This is a genomic window from Oculatella sp. LEGE 06141, assembly GCF_015207605.1.
In the GTDB taxonomy this organism is placed as follows: domain Bacteria; phylum Cyanobacteriota; class Cyanobacteriia; order Elainellales; family Elainellaceae; genus Oculatella.
In genome coordinates this window covers 40,266-62,457 of record NZ_JADEWO010000003.1, presented here as the reverse complement: position 1 = coordinate 62,457, position 22,192 = coordinate 40,266, and the positions used below count along the sequence as shown (strand labels likewise).

The 22,192-nt window shown below is 49.2% G+C and carries 21 protein-coding genes; 9 read left to right on the top strand and 12 right to left on the bottom strand.

Translation table 11 applies throughout. The annotated features are described in order from the left end of the window. Positions 1–150: 150 nt before the first annotated feature. The 4 genes from IQ268_RS03265 (at position 151) to IQ268_RS03250 (ending at position 5,231) form a co-directional block, all read left to right on the top strand. On the top strand, positions 151–432 hold the full coding sequence (locus IQ268_RS03265) for an RNA-binding protein (protein WP_193875530.1): 282 nt from the start codon (positions 151–153) through the stop codon (positions 430–432). A 533-nt stretch (positions 433–965) separates the two neighbouring features. Next, on the top strand, positions 966–2,507 hold the full coding sequence (locus IQ268_RS03260; protein WP_193875528.1) for a YcjF family protein: 1,542 nt from the start codon (positions 966–968) through the stop codon (positions 2,505–2,507). A 733-nt stretch (positions 2,508–3,240) separates the two neighbouring features. Then, positions 3,241–4,491 carry an RNA polymerase sigma factor SigC gene (gene sigC / locus IQ268_RS03255; protein WP_193875526.1) on the top strand — a complete coding sequence of 417 codons (1,251 nt, stop codon included), beginning with the start codon at positions 3,241–3,243 and terminating at the stop codon, positions 4,489–4,491. A 284-nt stretch (positions 4,492–4,775) separates the two neighbouring features. After that, on the top strand, positions 4,776–5,231 hold the full coding sequence (locus IQ268_RS03250) for a transcriptional repressor (protein ID WP_193875524.1): 456 nt from the start codon (positions 4,776–4,778) through the stop codon (positions 5,229–5,231). A gap of 40 nt (positions 5,232–5,271) precedes the next feature. Here the strand turns inward: IQ268_RS03250 and IQ268_RS33220 are convergent, their stop codons facing one another. The 10 genes from IQ268_RS33220 to IQ268_RS03200 all read right to left on the bottom strand — a co-directional run bounded on the left by IQ268_RS33220 (position 5,272) and on the right by IQ268_RS03200 (position 13,438). Then, positions 5,272–6,282, bottom strand: coding sequence for a peptidoglycan-binding protein (locus tag IQ268_RS33220; RefSeq protein WP_193875522.1), 1,011 nt, complete (start codon positions 6,280–6,282; stop codon positions 5,272–5,274). A 786-nt stretch (positions 6,283–7,068) separates the two neighbouring features. Further along, positions 7,069–7,533, bottom strand: a complete 465-nt coding sequence (locus IQ268_RS03240; protein ID WP_193875520.1) for an SH3 domain-containing protein — start codon at positions 7,531–7,533, stop codon at positions 7,069–7,071. After that, a complete protein-coding gene (locus IQ268_RS03235) occupies positions 7,533–9,047 on the bottom strand; it encodes an AAA family ATPase (RefSeq protein WP_193875518.1) in 1,515 nt (504 codons plus the stop codon). Before IQ268_RS03235 ends, IQ268_RS03240 begins: the two co-directional genes overlap by 1 nt. Before the next feature lie 84 nt (positions 9,048–9,131). Further along, a complete protein-coding gene (locus tag IQ268_RS03230; protein WP_193875516.1) occupies positions 9,132–9,638 on the bottom strand; it encodes a DUF177 domain-containing protein in 507 nt (168 codons plus the stop codon). A 135-nt stretch (positions 9,639–9,773) separates the two neighbouring features. Next, the gene (locus tag IQ268_RS03225; RefSeq protein WP_193875514.1) at positions 9,774–10,280 is read right to left on the bottom strand and encodes a R3H domain-containing nucleic acid-binding protein; all 507 of its coding nucleotides are present in this window, start codon (positions 10,278–10,280) and stop codon (positions 9,774–9,776) included. Positions 10,281–10,383: 103 nt separating this feature from the next. Continuing rightward, complete coding sequence (yidC, locus tag IQ268_RS03220; protein ID WP_193875512.1) at positions 10,384–11,523, bottom strand: membrane protein insertase YidC; 1,140 nt, start codon at positions 11,521–11,523, stop codon at positions 10,384–10,386. Between the two features lie 198 nt (positions 11,524–11,721). Then, a complete protein-coding gene (locus tag IQ268_RS03215; protein ID WP_193875510.1) occupies positions 11,722–12,117 on the bottom strand; it encodes a PH domain-containing protein in 396 nt (131 codons plus the stop codon). Then, positions 12,107–12,514: a ribonuclease P protein component gene (rnpA, locus tag IQ268_RS03210; RefSeq protein WP_193875508.1), complete on the bottom strand. Its 408-nt coding sequence runs from the start codon at positions 12,512–12,514 to the stop codon at positions 12,107–12,109. Before rnpA ends, IQ268_RS03215 begins: the two co-directional genes overlap by 11 nt. 48 nt (positions 12,515–12,562) lie before the next feature. After that, a complete protein-coding gene (gene rpmH / locus IQ268_RS03205) occupies positions 12,563–12,700 on the bottom strand; it encodes a 50S ribosomal protein L34 (RefSeq protein ID WP_193875507.1) in 138 nt (45 codons plus the stop codon). A gap of 198 nt (positions 12,701–12,898) precedes the next feature. Next, positions 12,899–13,438 (bottom strand): DUF2808 domain-containing protein, encoded by a 540-nt coding sequence (locus IQ268_RS03200; protein ID WP_193875505.1) that lies wholly within the window; start codon positions 13,436–13,438, stop codon positions 12,899–12,901. A gap of 1,596 nt (positions 13,439–15,034) precedes the next feature. On the opposite strand from IQ268_RS03200, the gene IQ268_RS03195 reads away from it, so the two are divergent. The 3 genes from IQ268_RS03195 to IQ268_RS03185 all read left to right on the top strand — a co-directional run bounded on the left by IQ268_RS03195 (position 15,035) and on the right by IQ268_RS03185 (position 18,007). After that, a complete protein-coding gene (locus IQ268_RS03195; protein ID WP_193875503.1) occupies positions 15,035–16,198 on the top strand; it encodes a Re/Si-specific NAD(P)(+) transhydrogenase subunit alpha in 1,164 nt (387 codons plus the stop codon). A gap of 112 nt (positions 16,199–16,310) precedes the next feature. Then, a complete protein-coding gene (locus tag IQ268_RS03190; protein ID WP_193875501.1) occupies positions 16,311–16,604 on the top strand; it encodes an NAD(P) transhydrogenase subunit alpha in 294 nt (97 codons plus the stop codon). Continuing rightward, positions 16,601–18,007: an NAD(P)(+) transhydrogenase (Re/Si-specific) subunit beta gene (locus IQ268_RS03185; RefSeq protein ID WP_193875499.1), complete on the top strand. Its 1,407-nt coding sequence runs from the start codon at positions 16,601–16,603 to the stop codon at positions 18,005–18,007. Before IQ268_RS03190 ends, IQ268_RS03185 begins: the two co-directional genes overlap by 4 nt. Positions 18,008–18,116: 109 nt before the next feature. Here the strand turns inward: IQ268_RS03185 and pgsA are convergent, their stop codons facing one another. Then, complete coding sequence (pgsA, locus tag IQ268_RS03180; RefSeq protein ID WP_193875497.1) at positions 18,117–18,638, bottom strand: CDP-diacylglycerol--glycerol-3-phosphate 3-phosphatidyltransferase; 522 nt, start codon at positions 18,636–18,638, stop codon at positions 18,117–18,119. Between the two features lie 144 nt (positions 18,639–18,782). Between pgsA and IQ268_RS03175 the strand changes: the two genes are divergently transcribed. Continuing rightward, a complete protein-coding gene (locus tag IQ268_RS03175) occupies positions 18,783–19,436 on the top strand; it encodes a glutathione S-transferase family protein (protein ID WP_193875495.1) in 654 nt (217 codons plus the stop codon). Between the two features lie 28 nt (positions 19,437–19,464). Here IQ268_RS03175 and IQ268_RS03170 read toward each other — a convergent pair whose 3' ends face one another. Next, complete coding sequence (locus IQ268_RS03170; RefSeq protein WP_193875838.1) at positions 19,465–20,553, bottom strand: response regulator; 1,089 nt, start codon at positions 20,551–20,553, stop codon at positions 19,465–19,467. A 488-nt stretch (positions 20,554–21,041) separates the two neighbouring features. Between IQ268_RS03170 and IQ268_RS03165 the strand changes: the two genes are divergently transcribed. Then, complete coding sequence (locus IQ268_RS03165; protein ID WP_193875493.1) at positions 21,042–21,866, top strand: photosystem II manganese-stabilizing polypeptide; 825 nt, start codon at positions 21,042–21,044, stop codon at positions 21,864–21,866. Positions 21,867–22,192 lie beyond the last annotated feature (326 nt).

The window sequence follows — 22,192 nt, the reverse complement described above, 5'->3', positions numbered from 1 at the left end:
GTTTTGCTGACATGCTACTGCCATTTGGCTGAAGATCGGATATGATCTCTGCCAAGCAGAGTTAGGTAACTGGACGTGAGAGCATTGCTCTAGCAGGTCTCACCAGTTCTCCGATCTGCCTCAAATAGGTCGATTGGTTTGGAGAAGATCGTGACTATCTATATTGGCAACCTATCTTTTCAGGCCACTGAAGAAGATATTAAAGAGGTATTCTCTGAGTACGGTAAGGTCAGTCGTATTAGCCTGCCTACCGATCGAGAAACAGGACGAAAGCGCGGTTTTGCATTCGTAGAACTGGAGGATGAATCAACTGAAGATAATGCAATTTCTGAGCTTGATGGTGCTGAATGGCTTGGAAGAGAAATTAGAGTCAACAAGGCTAAGCCACGCGAGAGCAATCGTCGAAGCGACGACAACTTTGCTCGCAACTAGAGACACCATGTTGAACGCTTAACCAATTTAGACGAACGATGCAACTACTTGGATAATCTCAGCCGACGATGAGCGGCTGATGTGGTTTTGTGTTGCATCAAAATATGCATAAACGGCTTGAAATACTTCTGGCGATCGGTTCGTATCTTGGTGTTGACCCACTCGTCATCAAGCTGATTTCAAGTCGTTTATCCTTTTACGATCAGAGGTTGTGTTGTTTAGAATACACTATATTGCAAACTATTGCGACGGGTAAAACCTGTTCAGTCAACCGTGGGACAGTCCGATGCATCAATCGCTCCAGGTTGAGTAAGCTGGACTCGAATAACGTCATTCAGCTCGGTTGGGCTAACGTTCAAGCTTAGAGGGGGCAGATCCTCTTGATTCTGCTGTTAGCCTGTTTTACGACAACATCCTCGTCAGTTCATCCAGACAGGAGCAGAATACAATAGGAGTCATTGCTCGACGGGTACTTCCAGCTTTTCTGAAAATAAGGTTGGTAAGTCATTCAACCAACTAGCGTAGTGTAGCTCATGTCGCGATCGCGTCTTCTGGCAGTAATTGTCAGTATTGTCCTAGGCTTAGGGCTACTGCTTTGGCTGATCGATTCAGTGATACGGCTTTATACGAGCGCTTACTGGATATCGCCCTTACTCGGTCAACTGCTTTTATTTGTCATCATTGCCCTGCTCCTCTGTTTGCTGGGAGCGCTGCTTTATTATGCAATCTTGTTTCTGCGCCCCAAACAGAAGCAACCACCGCGACCAACCGTACCAACGCAGCGAGCAGATGCGGCAGAAGAGACTCTACGAGCCATTCGGCAACAGGTGGCTCAAATTCAAGATGACGTTGCCAGACAGGCTCTTTTGGAGCGATCGCATGAAATTGAAGAGAGCCTGACTCGCCGAGAATTGCGGATTGTTGTATTTGGGACCGGTTCCGCTGGCAAAACGTCTTTAGTGAATGCTGTAGCCGGACGGATTGTTGGGCAGGTTGGTGCACCAATGGGAACCACCACTATGGGCAACACCTATCGCTTGCGCTTAAACGGGTTAGAACGAGAAATCTGGATGACGGATACCCCCGGTATTTTAGAGGCTGGAGTCGTTGGCACAGAGCGGGAACAGCAAGCTCGTCAATTGGCCGCTGCCGCCGACCTACTGCTCTTTGTCATTGACAACGACTTACGCAAGTCAGAATACATTGCTCTGCGGCAACTGTTAGAGATTGGCAAACGATCGCTTCTAGTATTGAACAAAACCGATCTGTACACGGAGAGCGACCAGAACGCCATTTTGATGAGTTTGCGCCAGCGTGTGCAGTCCTTGATGGAACCTGCCGACATCATTGCGATCGCTGCAAATCCTCAGGCTGTAACGCTTGAAGACGGTTCACGGTTGCAACCTGAGCCAGAGATTTTGCCATTACTACGGCGGATGGCAGCCGTGTTGCGCTCAGAAGGGAATGACCTGGTTGCAGACAACATTTTGCTGCAATCGCAACAGTTAGGCGAAGAGGCACGCCACATCATTGATGCCCAACGGCGGCAGCAGGCTGAGAAAGTAGTAGAACGGTTCCAGTGGATTGGGGCAGGTCTCATTTCAGTCACCCCGTTACCCGTCATCGATCTGCTCGCTACAGCCGCAATCAATGCCCAAATGGTGGTTGAAATTGGTCGAGTGTATGGATGTGAGTTAAACATTGAGCGGGGCAAGGAATTAGCCATTTCACTCGCAAAGACCCTGGTTAGTTTAGGCGTAGTGCGCGGCGCGATCGAACTATTCTCGATCGCCATGCAAACCAACGTCGGCACATTTCTGGTTGGTAGGGCAGTGCAGGGAGTGACAGCCGCTTATCTCACCCGGATCGCTGGTAAAAGTTTTATTGAATATTTTCGACGGAATCAGGATTGGGGAGACGGCGGCATCACAGAAGTGGTGCAACAGCAGTTCCAGCTCAACCAGCGTGACGAATTTGTTAAAGCGTTTGTCCAGGAGGCGATCGCCCGAGTTGTACAGCCTCTACGTGAACAGCTAGATGCGCCACCAAACCCTGGGCAACGCAACGAACGCTGAACTAATTTCATGCCGCTTGAGCCAGGAAATGAGTGGCTGGCTGCTGTAGTTTGAAGCAACACCTCATCCCTTCAACTTTATGAACTAACACTGCTCCTGTACCGCAACGGAGTGATGACATTCTGCTGTAGCACTAGCCCTATTCCGCCGCTAGTGCTAGTTTCGCGGCCAGAACGGCATAGGGCACAACTTAAGATTCATCCAATCTTCACCGCAGCTTGACGTAAAAGCCCTAACAATTAAACAAAATGCTTGGGAATTGCCGTTAAATGTGTTGTAGTCTGTCGTATTGACTGACTTATAATCATTCACTGTTGATGTCTCCCCTGTTGCTCCATTGCCAAGTTAAGTGTTCATTTCAATTGCCCAAATAATTTGGAAATTGTCCAGACTCGGCTAATTAGTTTGGAACAAGTCAACAGGTAGTAACTGTATCTACTCCCTCTCTGGAAAGTGAAGTCAGGGTGATCCAGAGATATTGAATTCATTGGCGCTCATTTACTGATCTACTTGATAGCTAAAGTAGATCCCGATGCGCCTCCGTCAGACTACGTAGATTCGAGCCGTCGAATGAAGTTTACAAAGTTGAGTAATCCGTAAAGATACTCTAGACCGCGAAACTCTACCTGATCTTGTTCAGTCCTGGTTAATTAGTCCTGCACATCGGGCACACTAGCGGAAAGCAGTAGTAGAACGGCCCCCTTGTTACCTGGAGATATTGAGACGAATCATTATGCCAGCAAAATCTTTTTACGCTGACGCCGAATACGACGAATCACCTAATCCCATACAATTTCGAGCGGATGAAGCTGATCTTGACTTTGAACAACTCTCAGAAGAGTTGGTCAGTCTTGATCTTGACTCTTCCGATCCATCTAGTTTGGGCAAAGGGTCAGGTCGGCGTACTACTGACTTGGTGAGGTTATATCTCCAAGAAATTGGTCGAGTTCGTCTCCTTGGGCGAGATGAAGAAGTTTCAGAAGCCCAAAAAGTTCAGCGCTACATGCGATTGCTTGAGCTGTGTCATCAGGCAGCCGATGAAGGGGATGAGCTAACCCAAAATTATGTCAAACTTATTGACGCGCACGACCGGCTGGCATCCAATTTAGGCCATCGTCCTTCTTTAGAACGGTGGGCATCTGCGGCTGGTGTGGAACTGTTAGACCTTAAGCCTATTTTGGCTAACGGGAAACGTCGTTGGGCCGAATTGGCAAATCTGGCGGTAGAAGAGCTAGAACAAATACAGGCCGAAGGAACCTCCGCCAAGGATCACATGATCAAGGCGAATTTGCGCCTGGTCGTCTCCGTCGCCAAAAAGTATCAAAATCGAGGTCTAGAACTGCTAGATCTGATTCAAGAAGGAACATTGGGGCTAGAACGGGCGGTTGAGAAATTTGACCCTACAAAAGGGTATCGGTTTAGCACCTATGCTTACTGGTGGATCCGCCAGGGGATTACAAGAGCGATCGCCACTCAAAGCCGGACGATTCGTCTCCCGGTTCATATCACCGAGAAGCTCAACAAAATTAAGAAGGCGCAGCGCAAAATCTCTCAAGAAAAAGGACGCACACCCACGATTGAGGATATTGCATCTGAACTAGAAATGACGGCACCTCAAGTTAGAGAGGTACTGTTGCGAGTTCCACGTGCTGTTTCGTTGGAAACAAAGGTTGGCAAAGAGCGAGATACCGAACTAGGAGATTTGCTGGAAACAGACGGCATTTCGCCTGAGGAAATGCTGATGCGGGAAGCGCTGCACCGAGACTTACAGCAACTTCTGACCGACCTCACCAGTCGAGAGCGAGATGTGATCCAAATGCGGTTTGGGCTGGGTGATGGTCAACCTTACTCGCTGGCTGAAATTGGTCGCGCTTTAGACTTATCTAGAGAGCGAGTTCGTCAAATTGAAGCCAAAGCCCTTCAGAAACTTCGGCAGCCCAAGCGACGCAATCGCGTTCGCGATTACCTGGAAACGCTGTCTTAATTTCATGTAGCTTATACGCTCAACACACAATACAGGGGCAGCCCACAGGGCTGTCCTTTGTGTTGATTAGCTACGTTGTTCGTAGCAAACAACCATTCGAGCGCTGTTGAGATCGCCATCGGTTGAATTAGCAAGTTCAAGCAATCTGCAAAGTCGAGCGACTGAGCGCGGGGCGATCGCTCCTTACTTCTGCATCGCAATTATTCTCAACAAGTTCATTTTCTTGCAAATCCTGAATTGATTGTGTATGATTCTCATTAAAGAGGCATTATTGAGAATTTGAGATGGCATCCTATACAACAGTGGCACTTAAGGCAGAGCTAAACGAGCGAGGATGGCGATTAACGCCCCAACGGGAAACCATTTTGCAGGTTTTTCAAAACCTGCCGAAAGGAAACCACCTCAGCGCAGAAGACCTCTACAACCACTTGTCTGGCGAAGGAGAAAACATCAGCTTATCCACCATTTATCGGACGTTGAAGCTGATGGCACGAATGGGGATTTTGCGTGAGCTTGAGCTGGCAGAGGGGCACAAGCATTATGAACTGAACCAGCCTCATCCTCATCATCACCACCACTTAATATGCGTGCGATGCAATAAGACGATTGAGTTTAAAAACGACACGATTTTGAAGACGGGTACCAAAACGGCTCAAAAGGAAGGGTATCATCTACTCGATTGCCAGCTAACGATTCACGCGATTTGTCCGGCATGCCAGCGGTCTTTGTTGCCGCTTTAATTAACTCCGTGCTCAGCAACTAGCGTGCAACTAGCGCTGCTTAAAAGCGTCCGTTCAGAATGTCGGCTTGGGTCAATCCATAGGCGCGTTGTGCTTCAGCGATCGCCGACCGAGTTTGTGCCCCAAATACCCCATCTACTGGGCCAGGATTGAAGCCTCGTGCCTGTAACCGTCTTTGCAGTTCAATAACGCTAAATCGTCCTTCTACAGAACCCAGTTCCGCTTGAGCCACCGGGGACGGAGCGGGCTGCACCACGACCGGTGGAGGAACCGTCTGTACGGGAGGCGGGGTTTGAATGGGAGGTACCGTTACTTGGGGAGGAGCAGCCACACTGACGCTGTTTAGCGCTGCCTCAGTACTGGGACCAACAATTCCATCAGCAGCCAGCCCATTTGCTTGCTGGAAGCGAATCACAGCCGCTTCAGTTTGAGGGCCAAAAACGCCTGTGATCGTGTCGTTGTAGTAACCAATATCGCGTAGGCGGGTTTGCAGATTGGCAACCCGTTCTCCAGCAGAATCTAGCTGAAGAAAGCCACTATCGTTAGGGACAGGAGTTTGAGCAACGGGTGAGGCGGGGGCACTAGCCGCATTTCTGAGAGCAGCATCTGTAGCAGGGCCAACAATTCCATCAGCAACTAGGCCACTAGCCTGTTGAAAGCGAATCACAGCCGCTTCAGTTTGGGGACCAAAATCGCCATCAATGCTGCCGGTGTAATATCCAGCATTCGCCAGTTGTTGTTGCAAGGTGGCAACACTATCGCCACTGTCGCCTAGCTGTAACCCAATAGAACTACCCCCATCAAACGATTGACTGATTAAGACAGGAAGTTCTGCTGGGGTTTCAGTGGTCATCAGGGTTGTGGCCGTACTGGCTGCACTCCACAGAGTAGAACCGATAGCAATGGATAGCAGACAGATAGCGACCTTGGGTGATAAGCGATCGCTCAAATGGCGCAAACGCCCACCGCCTGCTGCAAGGAGATGATTTTTGCTGACCAGGGTCGGAGTGTGTGGGGTCGAGTTACGATACAGAGTGCCGAAAACTTCCATAAGCGTTTTGTCATGCCTCTAATGGATAAACCTGGCTCAAGATTATACTCTTCAGCCAGGTATTCTATTGCATTTCAAGCTAGTCAGCCTAGCTGCCAGGAGACAGAGTTTCCTAAATTCCGGCGTTTGAACACCAGTAACGTTTTTATACCAAATTAAATTGCGATCGGTACAGATGACGGTTAGAGATCGTTAACCGTTGCTGAAACCAAGCAATTCACCTATCGGCCAACCCCCATAACCGTAGCCCTGAGAAGGGTTGCAATCGGTATTGGATACGCTGTCTCGCCTCTAATCTCGCCCTTAATAGTTAAACCAGTTCCCCGTTTGAAGAACTGGCTAAACAAACATTAAATATGGAACGAGATCTGATAGGTCGTAAGGCCGATCGCGCAACGCTGGGGTCAGACGAAATGATCAATTATTAAGGCTGCACTAACGGCAAAAGCTGTAATTCCTAAAGCTAAGATCGGGTTTTGACCCTGGCTAACGGCAAAAGAGGTGACGACCCCTGCGCCCAAGGCCGCTGTAACTGCTGCACTGAGCCAATCTTTTTTAGAATTTCTGTCGTACATCTTAATTAAGGTTGAGTTTTTAATACTCTGTGAACTAGCACTCAACCTACCACTCTGGCTTTTCCGGTTGACGCGATCGCCATCAACTTGTAATTAAGTTTCAAGAACGGACAATTATCTTAACTTGCGATCGTCAAGCCGTTCGCTGTACCAGCATTGTAGACAGGTCAAATGACCAAATTTTCCAATTGATTCACTCCTGCACAACCTATCACTCTGCCCGTTCCGTGTTGCCCGCTCTCACCCAACCTTCCACGCCGCTGCCAGATAGGCGAACGCGTAGCCACTCTCCGTCAGAGCTTTCACTTAACACCGTAAGTTCTTGCTCGTACTCAACTCCGCCGATCTGCTCTGCGTCGCGATTTGGATCTTGACGAATCACCAACCCAATCGGTTGAGTCACACGGGCTTGATACGCGCCGGGTTCATCAGGGGAGGGTGAAGGCGAGGGGGATGGAGTGGCCGCAGGACTAGGTTCAACTGGCTCTGCCGGAGACTGGCTGGCCACCGGAGAGGGTTCGATGTCAGCCGGGTTGTCGTTAGCAAAGATTGGCTTTGGTGGTGGTGTCGTTAAGCGAGTAATCAGATAACGCGTTATGCTAGCGCCAGTAAAAAACAGTAGCGCGATCGCTAGCGTGAACCCAAGCAAGAATTTTGTAAGCCCAGACCAACTCATTACAATGACTGATGTTGAATACGACTACTTAAACTGCCCTGTCGAGAGGCCATACGTGCTTTCCCAGAAGCAGCCCATTCTTGCAAAAACTGAATTTGCTCTTGAGCCGTTCGGGCTAAAGGAATAATTTGGCTCGCCGCTTCTACCACGTCTTCGGTGGTGAAGTCTCGATTTTGGCTGAACCCAATGTGCATTGCCTCAACCAAAATTTGCTCGATTTCGGCTCCAGAAAAATCTGGGGTTTCGTAGGCTAAGCGGTCAAAGTCATAACTTTGGAGATTATGAGGCCGCAACCGGGAGAGATGAACCGAGAAAATGGCTTTTCGCTCTTCCTGAGTAGGCAACCCAACAAAAAACAGCTCATCAAACCGTCCACGCCTCAGCATTTCGGGAGGCAACGCCTGAATATTGTTCGCCGTTGCCACTACAAACACCGGAGAGGATTTTTCGGCCAGCCAAGTGATAAACGTGCCAAACACACGGCTCGTGGTACCAGAGTCGCCTCTTCCATCCAAGCCGCCAAAGGCTTTGTCGATTTCATCAATCCACAGAATACAGGGAGCCAGCGCCTCTGCTAACTGAATCATCTGCCGTGTCCGTGATTCCGATTCTCCAACTAACCCAGCGAATAATCGGCCTACATCTAAGCGCAGCAGGGGCAAATGCCAGTGGTGAGCGATCGCTTTAGCGGTCAAAGACTTGCCTGTGCCTTGAATGCCAACCAGCAATAACCCACGGGGATGCGGCAGGCCATATTGTCTGGCTCGTTCAGAAAACGCGCCACCCCGCCGCAGTAACCAATCCTTCAGATTATCTAAGCCACCAATGTCAGAAATTCGTTCAGCGGTTGGATAAAAGTCAAGAATTTGCGTCTGACGGATGGTTTGTCGCTTCTCTTCCAGGATCATCTCAACGTCATCGGGTTGGAGTGAGCCATGAGCCGCGATCGCTCGCCCTAAAACACGCCGAATCCGGTCGAGAGAAAGCCCCTGGCAAGAACTCACAAACTCATCAAGCACCCTCCCTTCCAGAGTTTGGTTGATTGACAGCAGCAGTTGTTTTAACTCTGTTTTGATCTCAACCGTGCTGGGCAGAGGAAATTCGAGAATCGTTAAAACCTCACTCAGGTCATCTGGAATTGATAATTGAGATGATACTAAGACAATATTTTTGGGTTGAGACTTCAACAGCCGCGCTAAATTTTTGAGTTTGCGGGCAACGGCAATGTCATCCAAAAACCGATGGAAGTCTCGTAGCACAAAGACAGCAGCAACAGACGACGGTAGCTTTTCAACCAGTTCTAGAGCCTGGAGCGGATTGCGTTTGCCAAATCCAGCATCGTTAGGATTTCCTTGATATCCATCTACAAAATCCCAGATATAAACGCTACGATTACCCTGCTGCCTAGCAGAATGGGCGATCGCCGCTTCCACTCGCTCCTCTTCCCGTGTTGGAATATAAACGATTGGATACCGTGCCCGCAGTAATAGTTCAAACTCTTCGCTAAAACTCATGCCGTTTTCAGACCCATACTAGAGCGACGCTGGCAAACCAGAAGATTGCTGCCAACCGCTGCGGTGTTAGCAGCAATTCTTACCTTAGTTCAAAAGATTGCCCTTTAATGCTTCGAGAGAAGCCCACCGTCGATCAACCAGTGGAGATGTGGTCTGGTCATCTTGGGGTTGAATTCCAGAACACTGTTGACTGCAAAGTTGACGTTGCGGAATTTCTAGACACAGTTGTTCATACAACCATTCCCCTGGATGAAAGTATCCATTGGGCGACAGGTTTTCTACTAAATCGGCGAATGCAACTTCACGTTCTGCTAGGGTTTCATCGGTCTCTTCAACCTCCTCCTCCAGCCAAATTAACTCTGAGGCTTCTAGCGCTAACCGATGGTTATATTGCTGAAGGCAGCGATCGCAGGTCAACGTCACGATCGTCTCGGCCTGCCCACTCACCTCTAGATAGTTTCCTCGGTGAACGACTCGTACCTGCCCCTGAACGGGAGTTAATGTTTCTAAACCTGGCAAATAGTCTTGAATATCAACTGTTTCTGTTTGCTCAGGCGCTTTGGCTAGCTGCGGAATGTAAATGGCTTCCATAGGTGCGCCTCTCTAACCTGCTACAGGCTACGTTTAATCATGCGGGTAGGATTAATTCTACCTATCCCAGTCTAATCGCGATCGCCTCGATCTGAACGGAGGCTTCAGGGTTCCAGCGATCAACCGTTTGGGAAACTAGATTGAGTCTGGTGCATCCGATGCTCGTTTCACAACCAGACGGCGATCGGGTTCTCGACCACGGCTATAGGTTTCTAAATCCTCAAACGCTTGCAAAAAAGTGTGGATTTGACGACGTTCTGCGGCAGAAAGATCCATCATTTCAAATTCTTGCCCGGTGTCACGAACCTGCTGAGCGGCGGCTTCGGCCATCGCCTGTAACTCGGCCTGCCGACGCGCCCGGTAGCCGTCTAGTTCAACCGTGTAGGCTTGCTGATCTTGTTCGGGTTGCCCAAGATTGAGTGTTGTGTTAGCCAGGTACTGAATAGCATCTAAAACCGTGCCCTTCGAGCCAGTTACCATCTGAACCTGTTCTGGGCTGAGAGACTCAGCGTTGATAATCAGCCAACAGCTCCCCTCCGACTCGAGGCGAGCGGTGTCTGCTTCAATACTCGCCTTGACTCCTGCTAGATGCAGCAACTCACCTAACCATTGTTGACCACGTTGGATTTGATTTTCGTTCATGGCAAAGCGAGAATAACAACAGCTAAAGCAAAATGCTTGTGCCGCCAGCAGCAGCAACAAGCATTTCAAAGTGTATCAGTTGAGAATCAATCCGAAAATGAAGCTATGCTTTCTTTTTGGCTCGCCCTGGCTCAAACGGTAGCGCCTCTCGACCACTACTATCATCGGTCTTCTTCTCCTCAGAATCCATGATCTTTTGCAGGTTCTCTGGCAGCGGTTCACGCGACAGAATAAACGTTTGCAAAGTCTGGAAGATGTTAGCAATTACCATGTACATCAGCACCCCAGCCGGCAGAGGGAAGAAAAGAAACATCCCAGAGAACAAAACCGGAGTGAGCTTATTGATAGTGGCTTGCTGTGGGTTAGCGCTAGCTCCCTGACCAGAAAGCAGTTGGTTGACATAAAGGCTGATGCCAAAAAACAGCACCATACCAAAGATATCCCAGTTGAGGCTACCATCCTCGTTGAAGGCACCCACCCGACCCAGGGCACTAATAAACAAAAATCCTTTGTTTGCAGCTAAACCTGGAACAGTTCCTTGAATGGTGACATCACCGGGCTGTAGAGCTTCTATTGTGCCATCCGGGTTTAGCTGAATGCGATCTTCACCTTTGGTAACCTTCCAAACGGGCGAGAGGTTCGTCTCAGGGTACTCCTGAGCCAAAGCGCTAAACGGCTTACCCGAAGCCGTCTGAAATTCCAGGCTCGTCTTTTCACCGACGGCTAAGCGGTTGCCTCCCGGAAGCAAAGCCACTACCGGAGCATGAATACCATCAGCAACATAGATATTTTGCGGCTTTGTCAAAAATGCCTTAGGCTGAATCTGCTCGATCTGTTCTTGCGGCAGAACCTGAAGGTTGAAGGTGTAGTTTACGTCCGAGAACGGCGAACCTCTAAGGGTTGCAAACAGGGCAAACAGAATCGGCATTTGCAAAAGGACGGGCAAACAGCCAGCCAACGGGTTGCCAAACTCCTTGTAAACCTTGCTCATTTCCTCCTGCTGTTTGGCAGGTTCGTCCTTATAGCGCTCTTGAATTTCCTTGACGCGCTTCTGCATGACAGGCTGAGCTACCTTCATCCGCCTCATGCTACGGATTGAACCAGCACTGAGGGGATATAAAGCAAATCGAATAACCAAAGTCAGAGCTACGATGGCTAGACCATAGCTCGGCACGATCCCATAGAAAAAATCTAGGATCGGCAGCATTACATTGTTAGAAAGAAACCCAACACCGAAATCCATGCGCTATGTCAACCTACGTACTCTGCGTTTTTCTGAATCTAATCTATCCGATATCAGCCAGTCTGCAAGTAACCGACGCATCAAGTCGCCCCGACTAGACCACTAAACTAGCCGTGTCCTTGCCAGGAATTAAACCTACCAGTTGCCCAGTTAACCAGTATAGGGGAAGAACCCATTCCCCTAGGTACCCTCGTACGTTTACTGATTACCCAGAGGGCCACTGGCTTGCTGCGCTCGTGCCGAAAGCTTTGCGTTGATGTAATCGTAAACTTCACGAAAGCGAGGCAACGCTCTGAGTTCTAACCGACTGCCATCTTTTAAAGTAATAACCATATCTCCCCAGGAACCCAATCCACGAGGAACAGTAACAATTTTGGCGACTTCTGAGTAAATGACATCAGTGCGCTCGCGCCCCAGCCAACCACCAGTAACAGAGATACGGCGATCGCTAATTCGATAGCGCAGCCACAATGCCCTGACAACAGCACCAACCGTAAGAGGCAAGCAAATGACAGTAAATCCTAAAAGGATGTTGACGATCAAATCGCCAACATGAGGCCCACCTTCAAAATAAACCTCTTCTTTAATGGCCATCCAATACCTCAGCGTCCATCAACAACTGCTTCAATTCTTGCAGAATTTGCCAATAATCGCACTGAGTTGCGCTAGGTCGAACAACGACAACGAGGCTCCAGCCCGATAACACTTGGGGTAAAAGCTCCCAAAAAGCCGCTTGAATTTGGCGGCGAATGCGGTTGCGAACGACTGCTCGCTTGCTGACTTTTTGGCTGATTGAAATTCCGATTTGAGTGGCTTGTTGCGTCTCTGATCGGCCTTGATAGACCTCTGAGGAGCCAGCCCGTGGAATGGCCGCCCCAGCATGTTGCAAGGCTCTCAGTGTTAAATGAGGAGTAGAGCGACGTAAGCCAGACTGATAGACAGCACTAAACTCGTGTCGGCGCTTGAGCCGATGCATTTTAGGCAAAGCCACATCAGGTTCCGGCTATGAACTGCTGAAGCCGCATAGGGGAAGCGGCACTCAAACGGCTAGCCGCGCCCGACCCTTCTTTCGCCTAGCCCTGATCACCCGTCGCCCAGTTGCTGTTCGCATTCTGGCACGAAAGCCCGATGTTCGCTTCCGCTTGCGGACGGTACCACCCAATGTACGCTTAGTCATAAGGAATCACTCCGTTATTCTGTGAATTGCAAAAGCCACGGTTTACAATCATACCATTTCTTGAGGAACAGAGCTTCCGCTACGACGGTGACCCGATCGCACAAACAGTGAACAACAGGAAATCAGGTTAAGCAAGACAGAGCCAACAGGATGATGAGACATCCTGTTGGCAATAGAAAAACTTGCCCCGTTGAGAGCTTAGTTCCGACCGATTTGAATGATCCAGGTGCCGATGTATCGCAGCAGTGGAACGTCTCCAGGAGACTGCACGAGCGCATTGAAGTAATGCGTTCCTGGACGGCGAGGATTTCGCACATTTGAAAACACCAGCTCAACGCGTCTTCCGGCGGGAATCGCTTCTTGTGGATAGATCTCGATCAGTCGGTTCTCTTCATCCCAATTGACTTCGTCCAGTGGAACGCTGTTGCCTCCGACTCGAATTTCAATTCTGTCGGTATCGAACTGTCCTGCAAACGTATCGGGATAGCTGACTGCAAAGCGAGCAACGGCTAAATCCATTTTGTCGGCAGGAATTCGAAGACGGTAGCGATCGCGGAAATTCGTTCTACCTTCGTAATCTAACCGATAGCCTAACTGGTACTCTCGATCAACACCGCTGAAAATCGTTAGCCCTGGCAAGCCCTGTGCCAGACTGACAGCAGCTAAGCCAGTCACCAAACAACTGGAAAGGGCTATGGCCGAGAACAAGCGGCGCGCTGACGGTTTTTTGATAGCCATACGCTTTAAACCTGACACAATATCTACTGAGTTAAGTTAAGTAACTCAGCCACTACTGACTCTAGCAGTATTGGCTGATTATTTACTGGCTTGACGCAACGACACCTGGAAAAGTGCCATCCAGTGCTTGCTGTCTTTGACCAAGCGCCAGGAAGGCCAGACTATGCACGGTGGCGACCAAACAGCATATAGCCTCCGATTGCGGAGGCTATATGCTGCGGGAAAAAGCGACGAACAATAACTTCTGGGTCTGTTTCCAAGGACGATCTGCCGAATGTTACGTCCTTACAGCAGACATTTGATCCGTTTCAAACTTCCTAATATTCAGTTAGTTTTTATTAGGAAATACAAAGTAACGGTGCATTCAAACAGCCGCCGCGTCGAGCATGTTTGGACGTTAAAGGGAAGCAACCCCACCCACCAGAGCCATTCACTATCGTCTTAAATCGTATTCTAAAGATTTCAATGGTTTACTAAATGTGTGTGATTGTAATGCCGAGTGGACGATCTCTGGCATAACTTGTTAATTAATCATTAGGTACATGCAGTTGCACGGATTATGTTCTGGCTGAACGTTAATCTCGGTGGCATTGGAAGTGCGTCAAAAAGAGTCAGCCGATTACTTAGATGGATGGTGAGGTGAGGCAGAATGTAGCCTGCTAATTTGCGATCGCTAAAATGGCAGCAAGCCGCCCACTGGAATCCTTAAGCTTAAGACCAGACTCAACTGCATACACTTAGAAACCGGGTGGATCGAGTGGTTAAATCCTGAAGAAATATAAAGCTGACCCCAGCAAGGTGGTTAGAGATTTTCACCCATCTGTAAAAACAAGCTGAAGATATGGCCAGAAGATTGCGAGTTCACATAGGATGCGAAGTGACCCATCACTCAAGCACAGGATCAACGGTTGGATTCTAAGAGGATGTCTTAAAAGTGCTAAGCTCCAACTCGAACCGCCCCCTAATCCCCCAGTTTTGGGGACTTCCGAATCAATTCTGTTTCAAAGTCCCCCAATTTTGGGGGATTTAGGGGGCTAATTTAGAATGTTGAGCCATTCTCAGACACCCTCGAAGAGGATGCTTTAAAAGTAAAAGTCTAGTTTGTAGCCCAACACCTGTAGGGGCGCAGCATATCCTGCGGCAAGCAAGCGACGGGCAATATTTCTAGTGTTTCAAGGGTTATCTGCCGAATGTTACGCCCTTATAGGAACCATCTCATCCGCGTTAACCAGAATCCTAAGCCTGTTTCAGTTCGCAACTGCCAACAAACTAGCTTCAAGACTATTTTGCTTAGAGATTCTCAAACTATTCACTGCATCTCATTACAGAATTTAAGCTTGCTGGCTATGCAATGCTTCACAGGAGTTGATTTGCGTCACACTACGCTTGAGTTGGGGCGATCGCCATTCGTTAAACAGTACGGCTACTGAGAATGGTTGCTGCAATTGATGCAAAACCGATTAAGAGCCAAGAAAGATAGGGTAGGTGAAACTCAATTCAACCTTCGCTACCTGGCTTGGGCTGGTTAAATTTGGTCGCGGTGCAGTTGAGTTGAAGTCAGTTAGAAATCAGTTAGAAGTTAATGGAAGGACAAGCATGAAGATAGCGGTTGCTAAAGAAATTGAGGTCGGAGAGAGTCGCGTTGCTCTGGTTCCTGATGTGGTTTCCCGCCTGGTAAAGCAGGGTGTAGAGGTCTTAGTTGAGGCTGGAGCCGGAGAACGGGCTTCTTTCCCTGATGAAGCCTATGTCGCCGCAGGAGCCGAGGTCATTGCTGATTCCGCCCACCTGTGGGGCAGTGCAGACATTCTGTTAAAAGTGAACCCACCCCAAACGCGTGAAGATGGGCAACCGGAAGTCAATTTTCTCAAAGAGGGAGCCGTTTTAATTAGCTTCTTGAACCCACTTGGCAACCCCACATCGATTCAAGCACTGGCCGAGCGGCAGGTTACTGCGTTCAGTATCGAGATGATTCCACGCACCAGTCGAGCGCAAAGCATGGATGCGCTTTCGTCACAGGCGGGGGTGGCTGGCTACAAGGCGACGCTGATTGCAGCGGCGGCTTTACCCAAGTTTTTCCCCATGCTAACCACAGCCGCCGGAACGATGCCACCAGCTAAGGTGTTTGTTATGGGGGCAGGGGTGGCTGGCCTACAGGCGATCGCTACAGCTCGTCGGCTGGGGGCAGTGGTTGAAGCCTTCGATATTCGTCCAGCCGTTAAAGAAGAAGTCCAGAGTTTAGGTGCAAAGTTTGTAGAAGTAACGCTTGATGAAGATACGGTAGCTGCCGGTGGATATGCCAAAGAGGTTTCGGAAGCAGCCAAGCAGCGATCGCGCGAAGTCGTAACCGAGCACATCAAGCAAGCCGATGTGGTTATTACTACGGCTCAGGTTCCCGGCAAAAAGGCACCCATCCTCGTCACCGAAGAAATGGTGGCACAGATGAAACCCGGTTCGTTAATCGTTGATTTAGCTGCCGAGCAAGGTGGAAACTGCGCCTGCACCGAGCCAGGTAAAGACGTACAGTACAACGGTGTAACCATTATTGGTCCAATCAACCTGCCATCATCGATGCCCATTCACGCCAGCCAGATGTATGCCAAAAACCTGCTAACCCTGGTGCAACATCTCTTGAAGGATGGCGCATTGCAGCTCAACTTCGACGACGACATCATCAACAGCGCTTGTGTCACTCACAATGGCGAAATTCGGAACCAGCGAGTTAAGGATGCCTTAGTGGCGGAGCAAGTCCCAAGTTCCTGATGTTGGTGGAGTTGGGAATGCCACCAGATTGATGGCTCGCTTCTCCTGCCAACGTCTGCTGTGAGGCAGGCTCATTAGTATTTAACACTCAACTTACGCTGAAGGAGCGTTCATGGAAGCAGCATTGCTGACCGGTTTAGTCGTCTTTGTTTTAGCGTCGTTTGTGGGATTTGAACTGATTAACAAAGTACCGCCGACGCTGCACACTCCCCTCATGTCGGGTGCAAATGCCATTTCTGGCATTGCGGTAGTGGGTGCTATGCTCATTGCCGGATCAAAAGAGTGGAATATCACGGTCATTTTAGGGCTGGTCGCAGTTGTATTCGCAACGATTAACGTGGTCGGCGGTTTTTTAGTAACGGATCGGATGCTGCAAATGTTTAAGAAGAAAGAGGTGAAGGCATGAGCAATATTTTGCCAACCGGGATTGAGTTGACGTATCTGCTTGCAGCCTCGCTGTTCATCTTAGGTCTGAAAAAATTAGGTTCCCCCGCTACTGCCCGTCAGGGAAATACAATCGCCGCTGTGGGGATGCTGTTTGCAGTAGTGGCTACGCTGCTCAACCAGTCCGTACTGAATTACCAGATGATTTTAATTGGAATCATCATCGGATCACTGATTGGGGCGATCGTTGCCCAAAAAGTTGAAATGACTGACATGCCGCAAATGGTCGGCTTGCTCAACGGCCTGGGTGGTGCTGCATCGGCATTGGTAGCCGTAGGTGAGTTCTGGCGGCTTCTCAGTATGCCTGGAGCCGAAGTGCCGTTGGATGCCACCATCACCATGATTTTGGGAGTTCTAATCGGTGGTGTCACCCTGACAGGCAGTTTGCTTGCCTTCGCCAAGTTGCAAGGCTGGGTAAAAGGAACACCCGTTACGTTTCCGCTACAGCAACCCTTTAATATTCTGTTGCTGGTTGGCTTTTTGGCGGGTAGCGCTTACATGATCGTTTCTCCAGAAAGCCCCCCTGTGTTTTTGGCATTAGTGGGCATTTCTCTGTTGCTTGGTGCGCTGTTTGTGTTGCCAATTGGCGGTGCAGACATGCCTGTGGTGATTTCAATGTTGAATTCCTTCTCCGGTTTGGCGGCCAGCGCTGCCGGATTTGTGTTGATGAACAACATGCTCATCATTGCAGGAGCCTTAGTCGGAGCATCCGGCCTGATTTTGACGCAGATCATGTGCAAGGCCATGAACCGCCCGCTAACAAACGTGTTGTTTGGCGCATTTGGTGGAGCTATCACCAGCGGTGATGCTATTACCGGAACGAGATCAGATCAAGTGGTGCGATCGATCGGCTCTGAAGAAGGCGCAATGATGCTGGGCTATGCGCGATCGGTTGTAATTATTCCAGGATATGGAATGGCGGTTGCTCAAGCACAGCACAGTGTTCGGGAGTTAGCCGATCAGCTCGAAAAGATGGGCGTTGAAGTTCGATACGCAATTCACCCTGTGGCTGGGCGAATGCCCGGACATATGAACGTGCTGCTGGCAGAAGCAAATGTGCCCTATACCCAGCTTCACGACATGGAAGACATCAACCCTGAGTTTGAACGCACAGATGTAGCGCTGGTCATTGGTGCCAACGATGTGGTTAACCCTGCGGCTCGCCACGATACCAACAGCCCGATTTATGGAATGCCCATTTTGGAGGTAGACCGCGCACGCAATACCATCGTGATCAAACGAGGCATGAACGCTGGCTTCTCCGGTGTGGAGAATGAGCTGTTCTATAAAGACAAAACGATGATGCTATTTGGCAGCGCTAGAGATGTGGTAGATCAGCTTGTTTCTGAGGTAAAGCAGTTGTAGCCCCAGACACTGGCCGTTACCTAAAATTCCTCTGCTAACGCAGAGGAATTTTTTCATGGTCGCCGAGTCACTTGGAAAAGAACAACCATCTAGCACCCGTGTTTATAACCTATGAGGCAGGTTGAGGCTGTTTGGGTGGCAGCAAATAGATTGCACCCGATATTAGGGTGAACCCTACCGAAATCCAGAACGCTGTCAAAGCCACCCCAATCCATTGTTCAGGCAGAGGAGCAATAAGAAGGGCGATCGCAACAATTTGGCTCACCGTTTTTAGCTTGCCCCAGATATTCGCCCCAGAAATTTTGGTCTGGCTTACCCGCCAACCAGCGATCGTTAATTCTCTAGCTAAAATCAAAAATACCCCCCAGGCTGGAACTTGACCCAACTCAATTAACACCAGCAATGGAGCCAAAACCAACAGCTTATCCACTAATGGATCCAGAAATTTTCCTAGATCCGTCACCTGGTCTAACCGTCGTGCTAAATAACCATCTACCCAGTCTGTCCCAGCAGCAATTAAAAAGATAACGACGCTAATCCAGCGAACTGTCTCCGTTGGGTGAGACAGTAAATAGAGCAGTATAGGAACGCCCAACAACCGAGAAAACGTAATCCAGGTCGGCAGGTTCATCCTTCCAGCCCTCTAAACAACAGTTCCTCTACTTATACCAGCTCACTTTGCCAATTCCATCCGTCCTGAGAACCTTCACCGTCGTTTTACCAACCTGCTGCCCAATGTTCCAGTTCCTTAAACGCTTATTTAAAGCGTATCGTTATGGCTGAATTCACCCTCGTCATTGGCAACAAAAACTATTCATCCTGGTCTTTGCGGGCGTGGCTTGCCCTGAAGCAAGCCGATATCGAGTTCAACGAACTGCGAATTCTGCTGGACCAACCCGACACCCGCAACCGCTTATTACAGCAATCTCCTTCCGGTAAAGTGCCTGTCCTCCGCCACGGCTCCCTGGTTATTTGGGAATCGATCGCCATCTGCGAATATATTGCAGAGCAGCGACCCGATCGCCATCTCCTCCCCACCAATCGAACAGCACGAGCGATCGCCCGTGCCGTTAGCGCTGAGATGCACGCTGGATTTGCCCCCCTACGACAACACATGCCAATGGATTGTCGCGCTCGCCGACCGGGGCAGGGTCTGAAACCAGGCGTATCGGAAAATATCGAGCGAATTACGACGATCTGGCGCGACTGCCGCCATCAGTTCGGCAACACAGGTGATTTTTTGTTTGGACAATTCACCATCGCAGATGCAATGTATGCGCCCGTTGTTTCTCGTTTTATCACCTATGGCGTTCAGCTAGATGAGTGCTCACAAGCCTATGTTGAGGCAATGGTGGCACTGCCAGCAATGCAGGAATGGCTATTAGCCGCCGCCGCTGAAACCGAGCACATTGCAGAATCAAAGCTGTAAACAGCAGCTCACAACCGCTCACAACCGCTTACAACGGCAACGTCACGCTAACCGTTGTTTGTCGATTTGGAATACTTTCGATCGTCAAATTCCCCCCATACAACTCCGCCAACCGTCTGGCAATTACAAGTCCTAAACCAGACCCTTGCTGCTCATACAGCTTCCGTTCAAACTGCATGTAGGCTCCAACGCTGGCAATTTGCTCCTGTGAGAATCCACGCCCCCAATTCACCACACACAGCTTAAAAGCGCTTTGACCCACATGAGTGATCACGACCACCGGGGTGCCATGCATTGAAAACTTAAACGCATTGCCAATCAGCTCTTCGGCAATCTTGTTAAATTGATTTTCGGCGATTTGAATCTTGGCGTTCTGGAGCTTGAGATGAAGATCACCCTCTCGTCCAGCTTTTTTAGCAATGTGCCGAGCCGTGTTGCTCAGCACATTGTTAACACTCACCCAGTCATAATGGCAGCGCCAGGATGCCGTTCGGTCTGGATTTGCTGCTATCAGTTCCAGCTCGGCATAAAGTAAAAAATTTTGAGTCAGACGATACAGCACCTCAGCCGAGGTATGAATAGACTGCAACATCTCAACCCCTTCAGCGACCGGAATTGAGCCATAGTCTGCCATCATCAGCTCCGACAGGCCAATGATGCCAGCCAATGGAGTATGCAGTTCGTGCGGCAACGAGAAAGCAATACTGTTTCGCAAATCGTCAAGCTTTCGTTGGGTCTGCTGCTCAATAGCAGCGCGTTTGCCCCACTGAGTGGCGATCGACTCCAACAACTCAGCCTTCGTAAAGGGTTTAGTCAAATAATCATCTGCTCCCAGCGTCATCCCGTGACGCAAAGCCCCCTTCCCGCCCTTGGCCGTCAAAAAAATAAACGGAATGGTCGCCGTTTCCGGCGTTTGGCGCAGCACCGCCAAAACGCCATGCCCATCGAGTTCAGGCATGACTACATCACAAAGAATGACATCAGGCTGCCATTCTCGGGCTAGCCGAACACCCACTTGACCATTCTCAGCCCCCAAAACCTGAAAATGCTCTAATCGTAGAATTTCAAGGATTCCTTCTCGAACAAATTCCTGATCCTCGACCACCAGAATTTTCATCTGCACTGCATTAACTGTATTAAACAGAAGGCTATAGCCCTTAGGGTACCCGTCTCACGTCGGCAGACACCGCCTTTTATGTGAATCTGCTAACGATAATATCTTGCTCTAAGTCGATGTAAATTACATTGCAAGCCTCAATAAAGGCTACAAGGTCTTGTAAAATGCTCTATGTGATCTGATGAGATCCATACAACTAAGCCATTCTAGGCTGTTCTAATTTCGTGGAGTTGTGCGCTTAAAAGTGTTAGTCACTGAGTTGTCAAACAGCTTTGTACGTTTTCAAACCTGTAAGTAGAACGCCAGGTTAGCGTGTAGCATCAGTTACACCTGACTGATTTGAATCTACCAACTCTACCCATCCTTCACCACTCCACACTTTCCACAAGATTTAACCGTGCAGTCAGAATGCTGGCATCTGATGGGTCGAATCTTGGTTTTAAGATGACACTGTTAGGGATTTTTACTCCAAATATTTGAGGTTGACCATGAGGTATCGCGCTTTACTCGTTGCATTCCTAGCACTTTGCCTAGGTGTGCTAACTGCTTGCAGCGAAGGTTCATCCACTGCAAGCGGTCCCCTCACCTATGAGCAAGTTAGAGGTACTGGTTTAGCTAACACTTGTCCCCAGTTAGGAGAAACTAGCCGGGGTGCGATCGCACTCGATCGTGACCAGTCCTACGTCTTGAAAGGTTTATGTTTAGAACCAACCGCTTTTTTTGTTAAAGAAGAGCCTGCAAACAAGCGCCAATCCGCAGAATTTGTTTCAGGTAAGCCGCTAACACGCTACACCACCACCCTTGATCAGATCCAGGGTCAATTGCAGTTTGCATCGGATGGGAGCCTGACGTTCCTTGAAGAAGACGGCTTCGACTTTCAAGCGATCACCGTTCAACTCCCCGGCGGAGAGCAGGTTCCCTTCTTGTTCACCGTCAAAGGGTTGACGGCAAAAACGCAAAACCCCTTAGAAAGCATCAATACTTCTACTGATTTCGAGGGCAAGTTTAAAGTACCGTCTTACCGAACATCAAACTTCCTCGACCCCAAGGGACGCGGATTAGCGACGGGCTACGATAATGCCGTTGCCTTACCGAGCCGAGCCGACAGCGAAGAACTGCGCCGTGAAAACATCAAGAGCTTTGATGTGGGTACTGGCTCCATTTCTTTGCGAATTGCCAAGGTTGACAATGTTACAGGTGAAATTGCTGGCACCTTCGAAAGTGTCCAACCTTCTGATACAGATATGGGTACAGCTGCACCAGTCGATGTCAAAGTGCGTGGGTTATTCTATGGACGAGTCGAACCTGCATAAGTGGGGCAACCTCGTCGAACGTTATTGTTGCAGCGAGCTTGGTTAACGCTTCTAAAACTAAGTTGATAGCAAAGGGGCTAATTAGCCCCTTTTTTCTTTTCTATGGTTTAGTGCATCAGTTCTAGATTGCACAGAGCGCTCCCATGCCTTATGGTTTCAAACAGAAACGGTTTCCACCCATTCGCTAACTGCATAACTCAGCAGAGAACACCATTGCAATAATTTTTGAAACGTCTATTCTGTGGCTTTCTTAATTTTTGTGCCTTTAGCCAAAATTAGGCCCTGCTGTCTGAAAACAGACTTTTTTGAAATCCCAGAGTTAGGTA